Genomic DNA, 12,320 nt, shown 5'->3' on the forward strand with positions numbered 1-12,320 from the left:
CGCCCGACCCGGCGTAGTGGAGGGTCATCGACATCCCCTGGGCGCTGAGCGCGTTCACGACGTCCTGCGCGTGCGTCTGCGAGACCTCGAGGAGGGCGATGCCGTCGACCGCGCTCTCCCGGGCGAGCGAGGCGATCGTGTCGACGGGCACGCCGTCGTGCAGCACGTTCCAGGTCGCGAGGCGCACGTCGGCGAGGCGGTGGGCGCGCGGAGCGGCGGAGTCGTAGCCCCGCGCTCCCTGCACTCCCGCGAGCACGAGCGCGAAGACGACGCCGAGCGCCGCGAGGGCCAGCGCGAGGCGCCTGACCGGAGCGACGAGGACCGCGATCACGACCAGGACAGCGGCGAGCCCGACGGCCGCCGCGCCCGTCGCGAGCCGGAACGGCACCAGCTGGGCGAAGGGGGCCTCCCGGGCGATCCCGAAGAAGCCGGGCGCCGCGACCACCAGCAGAGCGATCGCCACGATCACCGCCACCGCGGTCTTCACCAGTCTCGTCCCCATCGCCGCCCAGGCTACTAGGGCATCGGAGGGCTCGCAGGCGGCGCGTCTACGATGAGCGCATGCATGTCGACGGGGGCCGTTACGACCTCCACACCCACTCCGTCGTCTCCGACGGCACCGAGGCTCCGGCCGTCCTGGTGCGGGCCGCGGCCGCGGCCGGGCTCGCCGGAGTGGCGCTCACCGACCACGACACGACCGGCGGCTGGGCCGAGGCGCTCGCCGCGGCCGAGGAGGCGGGCATCGACCTGCTGCCCGGCATGGAGCTCTCCTCCCGCGTCGGCTGGGCCAGCGTCCACGTCCTCGCGTACCTCGTCGATCCGGCGGATCCGGGGCTCGTGGCCGAGACCGCGCGCATCCGCTCGGCCCGCACGCACCGCGCGGAGGCGATCGTCACCGCGATCGCGGCCGACTACGACCTCACCTGGGACGACGTCCTCGCCCAGACCAGCCCGGGCACGACCATCGGGCGTCCGCACATCGCCGACGCGCTCGTCGCCCGCGGCCTGGCCACCGACCGCTCCGCGGCCTTCGCGGGGATCCTCGACTGGCGCGGCGGCTACTACCGCCCGCACTACGCGCCCGACCCGGTCGACGCCGTGCGCCTGGTCCGCGCGGCGGGCGGGGTCCCGGTCATCGCGCACCCGGCCGCGAGCGCCCGCGGGATCGCGGTCGAGTCGATCCTCCCGCAGCTCGTCGACGCCGGCCTGTTCGGCCTCGAGGTCGAGCACCGCGAGAACACGGCCGACGGCAAGCGCCGCCTGCGCGAGCTCGCCGAGCAGTACTCGCTCGTCACCACGGGCTCGAGCGACTACCACGGCACGGGCAAGCCCAACCGCCTGGGCGAGAACACGACCGCGCGCGCGACCGTCGACGCGATCCGCTCCTCCGCCCGCTGAGTCGCGGAGAGCTGCTGACAGGCGGAGAGCCGCCGGATCACCGTGACCGCTGAGGGGCGGAGAGCCGCTGAGTCGCGTGGGGACACCGCTGAGTCGCGGGAGAGCCGCTGAGACGCCGAGAGCCCGCCCTCCCGCGACGGATCGCGGGGGGACGGGCTCGGGGCGCGGAGGCTCAGGCCTGCGCGTCGGGGCGCGGCGAGCGGCGGCGCGACCGGGTGCGGCGGCGCGGCTCGCTGTTGCCGTCGTGGTGCTCCTTGCTCTCGCTCGAGGGAGCGGGGCCGGTCTGCTGCGGAGCGGTCGAGTCGGCGGAGTCGGAGCGGGTGCGGCGACGCGGCGGCCGGTCGCCCCGCTCGGAGCGCTCGCCGCGGTCGGAGCGCTCGCCCCGGTCCGGGCGCGCGTCGGCCTTCGCCTCGGCGGGGATCGGGGTCGGCTTCAGCCGTCCCTTGGTCCCCGCGGGGATGTCGAGGTCGGTGTAGAGGTGCGGCGACGACGAGTAGGTCTCGACCGGGTCGGGCTGGCCGAACTCCAGCGCCCGGTTGATGAGGGCCCACTTGTGCAGGTCCTCCCAGTCGACGAAGGTCACCGCGATGCCGGTCTTGCCCGCGCGCCCGGTGCGGCCGACGCGGTGCAGGTAGGTCTGGTCGTCGTCCGGGATCGTGTGGTTGATCACGTGGGTGACGTCGTTCACGTCGATGCCGCGCGCGGCGACGTCGGTGGCGATCAGGATGTCCTTCTTGCCGGCCTTGAACGCCGCCATCGCGCGCTCGCGCTGCTCCTGGTTGAGGTCTCCGTGCACGGCCGCCGCGTTGAAGCCGCGGTCGTTGAGCTCCTCGACGATGCGGGCCGCGGCGCGCTTCGTGCGGGTGAAGATGACGGTCTTGCCGCGGCCCTCGGACTGCAGGATGCGCGCGATGACCTCGTCCTTGTCGAGCGAGTGCGCCCGGTAGACGATGTGCTTGATGTTCGCCTGCGTGATGCCCTCGTCGGGGTCGGTCGCGCGGATGTGGATGGGCTTGTTCATGAAGCGGCGCGCGAGCGCGACGATCGCGCCCGGCATCGTCGCCGAGAAGAGCATGGTGTGGCGGGTGGGCGGCGTCTGCGCGAACAGCTTCTCGATGTCCGAGAGGAAGCCCAGGTCGAGCATCTTGTCGGCCTCGTCGAGGACCATCACCTGCACGTTGGCGAGCGAGAGCAGGCGCTGCCCGGCGAGGTCGAGGAGGCGGCCGGGGGTGCCGACGACGATCTGCGCGCCGGCCTTCAGCTGCTCGATCTGGCCCTCGTAGGCCTTGCCGCCGTAGATCGAGACGATCTTGGTCGGCCGGTTGGAGGCGGCCAGCTCGATGTCCTCGGTGACCTGCACGGCGAGCTCGCGGGTCGGGACGACGATGAGCGCCTTGACGCCCGGCTCCGGGTCGGTGCCGAGGGCCTGGATGAGGGGGAGGCCGAAGCCGAAGGTCTTGCCGGTGCCGGTCTTGGCCTGGCCGATGATGTCCTGCTTCTGCAGGGCCAGGGGGATCGTCTGCTCCTGGATGGGGAACGGCTCGAGGATGCCCTTGGCGGCGAGTGCGGCGACGATGTCGTCGTCGATGTTCAGATCGGAGAAAGTCACGGAGTGAAGCGCCTGTCGTGTCGAACGGTCTACGCCCCTGTACGACTCCGGGCGCAGGGTCACCGATCCAGCGCCGGTGACATCCCGGCGAGTCTACTGCTCCCGGCCCCGCCGGCCCCGGAACCCCGCTCCTCCGGCGCCCTATGCTGAGGAAATGGCTGCCTGGTTCCGACGTCGACGTCCCCTGCTCGAGGTGCCCCGCCTGACGCCCCGCGGGGAGTCGAGCCAGAAGCGCGACCGCGTCGACCTCGCCGACCTCACCCCCGAGGTGCTGCCCTACCTCGGCCAGGTCGCCTACCTCCAGCTCGCGGTGTTCGAGGTGCTGGCGCGCGCCGTCGCCGAGACCGACGACCTCGCGGACAAGGAGGCCATCTCCTCCGCCGCCGGCACGGCGCTCGCGAAGCACCACGCGGTCGTCGCCGAGCTGCGCCGCCGCGACGTGGAGCCCGGCGAGGCCATGACTCCGTTCCGCCCCGCGATCGACACCTTCGAGCGGCTCACCCGCGGTGCGGACCTCCACGAGACGCTGCTCTCGGCGTACATCACGGCGGGCCTGCTCGACGACTTCTTCATCCGCCTCACCGGCGGGCTGCCCACCGACGTGGGGCCGCGCATCGCGCAGACGCTCGGCGCGGACACGGGCGTCGACGGCGTGATCGCGATCCTCCGCCGCGAGATCGCCGCGGACGAGCGCCTGGGCTCGCGCCTGGCCGTCTGGGGCCGCCGCCTGGTGGGCGACACCCTCCTCGTGGCGCGCTCCGCGCTGATGGGGTCGGGCAACCACGACTCCGACGAGTCGCGGATCGAGCCGGTGTTCACCGAGCTCATCGCCTCGCACACGCGCCGGATGGACGCGCTGGGGCTCACGGCCTGACGGTTCCCGGCGTCGCACTGCCCCGGAATCCGGAACGACGGAGGCGCGGAAGTCCGAGGACTCCCGCGCCTCCGGCTCGGATCAGGGGGCGACGCGTCCCGAGAGCATCGCCTGCAGGGAGGCCTCGTCGCGGCGGGCGCGGCTGCGCCCGAGCGAGAGGCCGACCGGGACGACGACCACGGCGGTCGCGACGAGGGACAGGACCCAGATCAGGCCGCCGTCCCACGGCAGGCCCGCCCAGGTCAGTGCGACCCAGACGACTGCGGCGACGAGGCCGCCGATCGCCGGGACCAGCACGGAGCCGTGCAGGTGCCGGTGCGGCAGCCCGTAGCGCGCGGCGAGACCGATCAGGACCCCGAACAGGGTGATGAAGAGGAGCTCCACGACGTGTCCGCCCGGGACGCTCTAGGCGACGAAGCCGACGCGGCGCGACTCCTCGGAGCCGACCTCGACGAAGGCGATGGTGGCGGTCGGGACGATGTAGATCTTGCCCTTCTCGTCGCGGAGGCGGAGGACGGCGGTGCCGGCCTCGAGAGCGGTGGTCACCGTCTTCTCGACCTCGGTCACGGACATCGACGACTCGAAGTTGAGCTCGCGCGGGGTGTTGACCATTCCAATACGGATTTCCACCAGCAGTGCCTTTCGGGAGGGGACGAGGGTGTCAGGATACGGGACCGTGCTCGGACGACCGCGCCGGTTTCGCGGTGAGCGGAGCGGGCGGCCGGGGCTCCCCGGCGGGGACGGGCGGGAGTGTCGGACCCGGTGGCTACCGTGGTCGTGTGACCGCTCCCGCGACCCCCGCTCCCTCCACCGCAGCCTCCGTCGGCGAGGCGCTCCCGGGCGAGCCCGCGGTCGTGCTGGACGACTCCCAGCGCGCGGTGCTCGCGCTGCCCGAGGGCCGCAGCGCCGCCGTGCTCGGGGCGCCGGGGACGGGCAAGACCACGACGGTCGTCGAGCTGGTCGCCGAGCGCGTCCTCGAGCGGGGGTACCCGCCCGAGTCGGTCGTGGTGCTCGCGGCCAGCCGCACCGCCGCCACCGCCCTGCGCGACGTGCTCGCCCTGCGGCTGGGAGTGCCGACCCGGGGCCCGCTCGCCCGGACCGCGACCTCGCTCGCGTTCGAGGCGGTCACCTCCTCCGCCAAGGAGCGCGGCCTCGAGCGGCCGACCCTCCTGACCGGCGGCGAGCAGGACGCCCTCCTCTCGGAGCTCGTCGAGGGCCACCTCGAGGAGGGGACCGGCCCGCGGTGGCCGGAGGAGTTCAGCCCCGAGGTGCTGCGGCTCCGGACCTTCCGGACCGAGCTCCGCGAGTTCGGGATGCGGGCGACCGAGCACGGGCTCGACTCGGACGCGATCCGCGCCCTCGGGGTCGACGCCGAGCGCGGCGAGTGGAGCGCGGCGGCCGACGTGCTCGACGAGCTGCGCGAGGTGGTCGAGTGGATGGCGCCCCAGGCGGGGACCCGCCTGGACGCGGCGGAGTTCGCGGCCTATGCGGCCGAGGCGATCCGCGCCGGCGAGGGCGGCGAGCGGATCGACGCGCTGCGCCTCGTCGTCGTCGACGACCTCCAGGAGGCGAGCGAGTCGACGCTCGTGCTGCTGCGGGCGCTGACGGAGCGCGGGGTGACCGTGATCGCGCTGGGCGACCCGGACGTGGCGACCAGTGCCTACCGCGGCGCGGCCTCCGACACGCTCGGCCGGTTCGCCGCGAGCATCGGCGCGTCCGACGTCGAGACGCTGGTGCTCGCTCGGGTGCACCGCCACTCGGCCGCGCTGCGGGCGGTCGTGTCGGCGGCCACCGAGCGGATCGGCACCGCGGCGGCCGGCCGGCAGCGGGCGGCGGTCGCGGCTCCGGCCCCCGAGGCGGGCCCGGCGCCCGTCCTGGTGCTGCACGCCCCGACGGCGGCGCGCGAGGCGGCGACGGTGGCGCGGCTGCTGCGCGAGCGGCGGCTGCGCGACGGAGTGGCGTGGCGGCGGATGGCGGTCGTCGTCCGCTCCGGAGCCGCGGTCCAGCCGCTGGTGAAGGCGCTCGCGGTGGCGGAGGTGCCGACCCGCTCCGTGCTCGCCGGACGGGCGCTGCGCGACGATCACGCGGCCCGGGCGCTGCTCGTGCTGGTCGGCGTCGCGATCGGCGAGCGGCCCCTCGATGCGGAGCTCGCGGCGGAGCTGCTGCTCGGCCCTTTCGGCGGGGTCGACCGGCTGGGGCTGCGCAGGCTCCGGCTCGCGCTCCGGGCGGAGGAGCTGGCCGGCGGCGGCATCCGCGCGAGCGACCCGCTGCTGGTCGAGGCCCTCGCCGCGCCCGGCCGATTCGCGACCATCGACTCCGCTCCCGCCCGGCAGGCCGAGCGGCTGGCCGTGACGATCGACCGGGTCCGCCGCCTGCACGAGGAGGGGGGCTCGATCGAGGAGCTCCTGTGGTCGGCGTGGGAGTCCAGCCGCGTCGCGTCCTCCTGGCGCGAGCTCGCCCTCGGCACCGGCCTGACCGCCGCCGAGGCCAACCGCAACCTCGACGGCGTGGTCGCCCTCTTCAGCGCCGCGCGCCGGTTCGTGGAGCGGGCGACCGGGCACTCCGCGGTCGGCTTCGTCACCGAGATCCTCGAGGCGGAGGTGCCCGAGGACACTCTCGCTCCGCGCTCCGTCGAGGACGCGGTCCTCATCGGCACGCCCTCCTCGGTCGTCGGCCTGGAGTTCGACGTCGTGGTGGTGGCGCGGCTGCAGGACGGCGTCTGGCCCAACCTCCGCCAGCGCGGCTCGCTGCTCGATCCGGACGGCCTGCTGCGGCACGCCCGCGGCGAGGGCGGACTGCCGCTCGACGCCCGCAAGGCCACTCTCGACGACGAGCTCCGGATGTTCGTACTGGCCGCCTCGCGCGCTCGGCGGCAGCTGGTGCTCAGCGCCGTCGCGGGCGAGGACGAGACGCCCTCCCTCTTCTTCCGGCTCACCCCGCCGGACGCGCCGCGGCTCGATCCGGCCTCCGCGGTGCCGCTCACGCTGCGCGGGGCGGTGGCGGCGCTGCGCCGGACCGCCACCACACCGGACTCGACCGAGGCTCCCGCCGCCATCCGAGGGCTCAGCGCCCTGGCGCTCGCGGAGGTCCCCGGCGCCGACCCCTCCTCCTGGTCCGGGGTGCTCGAGCCCTCGACCACGGAGCCGCTCTTCGACGTCGGCGACCCCGAGCGGCCCGTCTCCGTCTCGCCGAGCCGGCTCGAGGCCTTCGAGCGGTCTCCTCTGGACTGGTTCGTCGACGCCGTCTCCGGCTCCACGACGAGCACGGCGATGGGGGTCGGCACCCTCGTGCACTGGGTCCTCGAGAACGCCGAGCGGCCCGATCCGCAGGAGCTGTGGGCGGCTCTCGAGTCGCGGTGGCCCGAGCTGGTCTTCGAGTCGCCCTGGCTGGGGGAGCGGCAGAAGCGCGTCACACGGCGGCTGATCGACGGCCTCGCGGGCTACCTCGCCGACTTCGAGCGCGGGGGAGGCGTGGTGCTCGGCCGCGAGCAGCAGTTCGAGCTCGACGTCCCGCCCGCCCGGGTGCGCGGCTCGATCGACCGCGTCGAGCGCGCGGCCGACGGCTCCGTCACGATCGTCGATCTCAAGACGGGCCGCAGCACTCCCCGCAAGGACGACATCGCCGAGCACGCGCAGCTGGGCAGCTATCAGCTCGCCGTCGCCGAAGGGGCGATCGAGGCGGCCGACCCGGCCGACGGGGGAGGCGCGAAGCTGCTCTTCGTGGCGACGGGCGTGCGCGGGAAGCCGTACCGCGAGGTGGTCCAGGAGCGCTTCGGCGAGGAGGAGCTGGAGCGGCTGCGCGATCGCGTCCGCGCCGCGGCCCTGGGCATGGCGGCGGCGGGCTTCTCGGGCCTGCTCGACGCGACCCCGTTCTCCCCCGGCGACGCCCTGCGGTACCGCATCCACGCGGTGCCCGAGGTCCCGGGGGACGGACTCCTGGCGATCGACGAGGTCGACGAGACAGCGGACCTGGAGGACTCCGAGGAGCCGGGTCCCGATGCGCCGGCCGATCCTTCCGGCCCCGCCGACCCCGACCCCTCCGCCGTACTCGAGGAGGAGCTGCCGTGATCGACGCCCTGACCATCGCCGAGCGCCTCGACCTGCGCCCGCCCACCGCCGAGCAGCGCGCCGTCATCGAGGCGCCGCTCGAGCCTGCCCTGGTGGTCGCCGGTGCCGGCAGCGGCAAGACCGAGACGATGGCGAACCGCGTCCTCTGGCTCCTCGCGAACGGCCACGCGGCGCCGTCGGAGGTGCTCGGCCTCACCTTCACCCGCAAGGCGGCGGCCGAGCTCGGCGAGCGCATCGGGCGGAGGATCGACCAGCTCGGCGCGGCGGGCCTGCTCCCGCTCGCGCCCGGGCAATCGGCGCCCGACCCGTTCGAGGCCGCCACCGTCTCGACCTACAACGCCTTCGCGAACACGATCTTCCGCGACAACGCAGCCCTGATCGGCCGCGAGGGGGATGCGACCGTGCTCTCCGAGGCCTCCGCCTGGCATCTCGCGCGGGGAGTCGTGGCCGACACGGCCGATCCGCGCATCCTCGAGGTGGAGGCGGGCATCGACCGGCTGACCGACCTCGTCGTCTCGCTCGCGCACGACCTCGCCGACAACCTCGCCGATCCGGCCGCGGTCGCCGCGTTCGCCGAGGACTTCCTCCGCCTGGGCGAGCTGCCGCGCGGAGGCAGCGGCTCGGGGCTCTACCGCGAGCTCGAGAAGGCGCTGCAGGCCGTGGGCGCGCTGCCGGTGCTGACGGCGCTCGCCGAGCGGTTCCAGGAGGCGAAGGCCGAGCGCGGCTTCGTCGAGTTCTCGGACCAGGTGGCCCTCGCGCTGCGGATCGTCGACAGGGTGCCGCGGATCGTGGACGAGCACCGCGCGAGGTACCGGGTGGTGCTCCTCGACGAGTACCAGGACACCTCCGTGCTGCAGACCCGCCTCCTCTCGCGGCTCTTCGCCGGGCAGGGAGTGATGGCCGTGGGCGACCCGCACCAGTCGATCTACGGCTGGCGCGGTGCGAGCGCCGAGGGGCTCGGCCGCTTCGGCACCGATTTCGGGGGAGCGGGCCGCTTCTCCCTCAGCACGAGTTGGCGCAACGGCCGCCGTGTGCTGACCGCCGCGAACGCGATCGTGGAGCCGCTGTCGGCGGGGAGCGCGGTCGCGGTCGACACGCTGAGCGCGGGTCCTCAGGCCTCCGAGCACCCGGTCGAGCTCACCTTCCCCGAGACGATCGAGGAGGAGGCGGACGACGTCGCCGCCTGGTTCGCCGGGCGGCTGCGCGAGAACGCCGAGCCGCCGTCGGCCGCGGTGCTCTTCCGGGTGCGCGCGCACATGGACCGCTTCGCCGCCGCGCTGGCGAAGCACGGCGTCCGGTACCACATCCTCGGCATCGGGGGCCTGCTGCGGCAGCCCGAGATCGCCGACCTCGTCGCCGCGCTCACCGTCGTCGAGGACCCGGCCGCCGGCAGCGAGCTCGTCCGCCTCCTGGCCGGCGCCCGCTGGCGTCTGGGCGTCCGCGACCTCAAGGCGCTGCGCGACCTCGCCTCGTGGCTCGCGGCGCGCGACCACGCGCACCGGCTGCTCCCGGAGGAGGTGCGCGAGCGGATGCGCGCGTCCGTCACCGAGGGCGAGGGCGGCTCGATCGTCGAGGCCCTCGACTTCATCGCGGCGCGCCGCCCCGGCGACGACGGGCGGATCGACCACTCCGCGCTCGGCGGGTTCAGCGCCGAGGGCCTGCGGCGCCTGCACGAGGCGGGCACCCTGTTCGGCCGGCTGCGCGCCCGGGCCGGGCTCGACCTCCTCGACTTCGTCACCCTGGTCGAGCAGGAGCTGGGCCTGGACATCGAGGTCGAGGCGAACGAGTCGCGCGGGGACGGCCGCGCCAACCTCGAGGCCTTCCGGGAGGCGGTGGCCGGGTACCTGCAGACGGACGACCGCGGCGCCGGCACCGGCTCCTCTCTCCGCGGATTCCTCCGCTGGCTCGTCCTCGCGGACAAGCGCGACGGCCTGGCCCCGCGACCGGAGGACCCGGAACCGGGGACGGTGCAGCTGCTGACGATCCACGGCTCCAAGGGTCTGGAGTGGGACCTCGTCGCCGTCCCGCGGATGGTCGACGGCGAGCTCCCCGGCACGCCGGTCGAGGGCTTCCGCGGGTGGGTCAGACTGGGCGCGATGCCCTACGCGTTCCGCGGCGACGCCGCCGAGCTCCCCGATCTCGCCTGGCGCGGCTGCAGCACGCAGAAGGAGGTCGTCGACGCGATCGGAGCGTTCGGCGACACCCTCCGCGAGCGCAACGAGGCGGAGGAGCGGCGTCTCGCCTACGTGGCCGTCACGCGGGCGCGTCACCACCTCCTGCTCAGCGGCTCGTGGTGGGCCGGCCAGGCCAAGCCCCGCGGACCGGGCGTCTTCCTCCGCGACCTCGAGGAGGCCGGCACGATTCCGGCGCTGCCGACCGAGCCCGCGAACGAGGAGAACCCGCTCGAGCGGGCCCCGCGCACGTTCCGCTGGCCCCACGATCCGCTCGGCTCCCGCGGCGACCGGGTCCGCGCCGCCGCCGCCCGGGTCCGCAGCGCCGAGCCCGCTCTGCTCGGAGCGCGCGGCGACGACATCCGCCTGCTGCTCGCCGAGCGGGCGGTGCGGCTGGCCGGGGGCGAGCGCACGCCGCTGCCCACCCGCATCCCCGCCTCCCGGTTCAAGGACATCGTCAGCACTCCGGACGAGGTCGCCGCGCAGCTGCGCCGGCCGATGCCGGAGCGCCCCTACCGGCAGACCCGGCTCGGCACGACCTTCCACTCCTGGGTCGAGAACCGCTTCGGCGTCCAGGGCGGGGCGGAGGCGGTCGACACCTTCCCCGACGAGCTCGACGACACCGGCCCCGCGTCCGTCGAGCAGGAGCGGCTCGACGCCCTGATCGCCACGTTCGAGCGCTCGGAGTGGGCCGACCGGCGCCCGGAGGCGGTCGAGATCGAGATCCACCTCCAGCTCGCCGGCCACGTCGTCGTCTGCAAGCTCGACGCGGTGTACCCGACGGAGGACGGCGTGCAGATCGTCGACTGGAAGACCGGGCGGGCGCCGAAGGACGCCGCCGACCTCGAGCTCAAGCAGTTCCAGCTCGCGCTGTACCGGCTCGCCTACTCGCGCTGGCGGGGGGTGCCGCTCGAGAGCGTCGACGCCGTGTTCTACTTCGTCGCCGACGACCTCGTGCTGCGGCCCGAGCGGTTCTACTCCGAGCGCGAGCTCGCGGAGTCGCTCTCCTCGGCGACGGGAGCGAGCCCGCGGCCGTGAGCGGAGGAGCCCGTGCGGGCTCCCGGCGTGCGGTTGAGCAGCTCCTCGACCTCCGAGACCTCCAGCACCGGGCCGGTGTCGGTCGAGAGGGGCGCGGAGAGGTCGCCCAGCACGCTGTCGACCAGCGTGTCGAGCATGGCGACCGCGTCGTCCACGATGGCGGAGTCGTCGGTCTCGGTGCCGTGCAGCAGCCAGCGGGCGAGTTCGAGCTCGGCGTAGAGCTGGGCGCGCTGGCGGATCGTGCGGTCCACTGCTCCCGCGCGCATCCGGGAGTAGGCGGAGAGCGCCGTCTCGGAGCCCGGGGCGCTCAGCAGCCAGTGCAGGTCACGCGCCGGGTCACCGACCCGCAGCGCCGCCCAGCCGAGCACGGCCGCGACGACGTCGCCCGAGCGGAGGAAGGAGTCGGCGGTCATCGAGCCGTTCACCACGGTCGGGTCGAACTGCCAGAGCGCCTCGTCGGAGGAGGCCGACTCCCAGCGCGCGACGAGCGCCGCCGGGACGTGGCCGGTGTCGGCCGCGCGCTCGATCACCGCGACCGTCTCGTTCACGCTGTCGCGCGCGGTCGCGATCGGCAGGCCCGCCTCCTGGACGAACGACACCGGGAGCGAGTGGATCGCCCCGACGGCCCGGCCGATCGAGTCCGCGAGCCCGCTCTGCGCGGCCACGTCGTCGATGAGGACGCGATCTCCCTCGAGGTACTCGTAGACGACCGCGCGGGTGCCGTCGAACGGCGTCTGCCCGACGCTCTCCTGCAGATCGAAGGGCAGGCGGCTGCGGATGCCGGCGGTCAGCGCTCGGAGCGCGACGAGGTCGCCGAGCTGCTCCTGCTCCGCGAGCGCGGACGTGGGAACGCGCACGACGAGGCGGGCGCCCTCGCGCGTCGTCAGCAGGGCGGAGTCGAAGTCGCCGTGCGTCGAGGACGTGAAGGGGCGCGCGGAGCGGACGTCGAGGCCCTCGACGGCCGAGGTGGCCAGCGCGGCTAGAGTGAGATGGGATCTGGCCATGGTTTCCAGGGTAGGCGGCTCGTGCCCGGCCGGCCCGCCGCCACGCGCTGTCCCGCCGATGCCGTCGAAGGCCCGCGACAGCGGTCCTCGCGGCCCCCGTCACGAAATGAGCCCCGGATGTCACTGCCCTTCGCCGATCGCCTCCCGCTCTCGCGACAG

At 74.5% G+C, this 12,320-nt stretch carries 9 protein-coding genes; 4 read left to right on the forward strand and 5 right to left on the reverse strand.

The window, feature by feature from the left end; genetic code table 11:
• Window positions 1-502, reverse strand: a 502-nt coding sequence (locus C5D04_RS16225; protein ID WP_219815038.1) for a hypothetical protein, incomplete at its 3' end; no start/stop codon positions are given.
• Between the two features lie 59 nt (window positions 503-561).
• Here C5D04_RS16225 and C5D04_RS16230 point away from each other — a divergent pair.
• Window positions 562-1,398, forward strand: coding sequence for a PHP domain-containing protein (locus C5D04_RS16230; protein WP_104224845.1), 837 nt, complete (start codon window positions 562-564; stop codon window positions 1,396-1,398).
• Between the two features lie 172 nt (window positions 1,399-1,570).
• On the opposite strand, the gene C5D04_RS16235 is transcribed toward C5D04_RS16230, so the two are convergent.
• On the reverse strand, window positions 1,571-3,007 hold the full coding sequence (locus tag C5D04_RS16235; RefSeq protein WP_104224844.1) for a DEAD/DEAH box helicase: 1,437 nt from the start codon (window positions 3,005-3,007) through the stop codon (window positions 1,571-1,573).
• Window positions 3,008-3,161: 154 nt separating this feature from the next.
• Here C5D04_RS16235 and C5D04_RS16240 point away from each other — a divergent pair, with 154 nt between their 5' ends.
• Entirely contained in the window at window positions 3,162-3,881 is a 720-nt protein-coding gene (locus C5D04_RS16240; RefSeq protein WP_104224843.1) for a ferritin-like fold-containing protein, read from the forward strand.
• Window positions 3,882-3,962: 81 nt separating this feature from the next.
• Here the strand turns inward: C5D04_RS16240 and C5D04_RS16245 are convergent, their stop codons facing one another.
• Window positions 3,963-4,265, reverse strand: a complete 303-nt coding sequence (locus C5D04_RS16245) for a hypothetical protein (RefSeq protein WP_104226942.1) — start codon at window positions 4,263-4,265, stop codon at window positions 3,963-3,965.
• A gap of 21 nt (window positions 4,266-4,286) precedes the next feature.
• The gene (locus tag C5D04_RS16250; RefSeq protein ID WP_104224841.1) at window positions 4,287-4,511 is read right to left on the reverse strand and encodes a DUF3107 domain-containing protein; all 225 of its coding nucleotides are present in this window, start codon (window positions 4,509-4,511) and stop codon (window positions 4,287-4,289) included.
• A 149-nt stretch (window positions 4,512-4,660) separates the two neighbouring features.
• Between C5D04_RS16250 and C5D04_RS16255 the strand changes: the two genes are divergently transcribed.
• Complete coding sequence (locus tag C5D04_RS16255; protein ID WP_104325802.1) at window positions 4,661-7,948, forward strand: ATP-dependent DNA helicase; 3,288 nt, start codon at window positions 4,661-4,663, stop codon at window positions 7,946-7,948.
• Window positions 7,945-11,157: an ATP-dependent DNA helicase gene (locus C5D04_RS16260; protein ID WP_104348026.1), complete on the forward strand. Its 3,213-nt coding sequence runs from the start codon at window positions 7,945-7,947 to the stop codon at window positions 11,155-11,157. Before C5D04_RS16255 ends, C5D04_RS16260 begins: the two co-directional genes overlap by 4 nt.
• Here the strand turns inward: C5D04_RS16260 and C5D04_RS16265 are convergent.
• The gene (locus C5D04_RS16265) at window positions 11,094-12,161 is read right to left on the reverse strand and encodes a phosphotransferase (RefSeq protein WP_104224838.1); all 1,068 of its coding nucleotides are present in this window, start codon (window positions 12,159-12,161) and stop codon (window positions 11,094-11,096) included. The genes C5D04_RS16260 and C5D04_RS16265 overlap by 64 nt on opposite strands.
• Window positions 12,162-12,320 lie beyond the last annotated feature (159 nt).

Source organism: Rathayibacter sp. AY1D2, assembly GCF_002932695.1.
Taxonomy (GTDB): domain Bacteria; phylum Actinomycetota; class Actinomycetes; order Actinomycetales; family Microbacteriaceae; genus Rathayibacter.

What these genes read in the sequence shown, in the direction of transcription:
- C5D04_RS16240 (WP_104224843.1), top strand. Translation starts at nt 3,162, where the DNA reads ATGGCTGCCTGGTTCCGACGTCGACGTCCCCTGCTCGAGGTGCCCCGC.
- C5D04_RS16230 (WP_104224845.1), top strand. Translation starts at nt 562, where the DNA reads ATGCATGTCGACGGGGGCCGTTACGACCTCCACACCCACTCCGTCGTC.
- C5D04_RS16265 (WP_104224838.1), bottom strand. Translation starts at nt 12,161, where the DNA reads ATGGCCAGATCCCATCTCACTCTAGCCGCGCTGGCCACCTCGGCCGTC.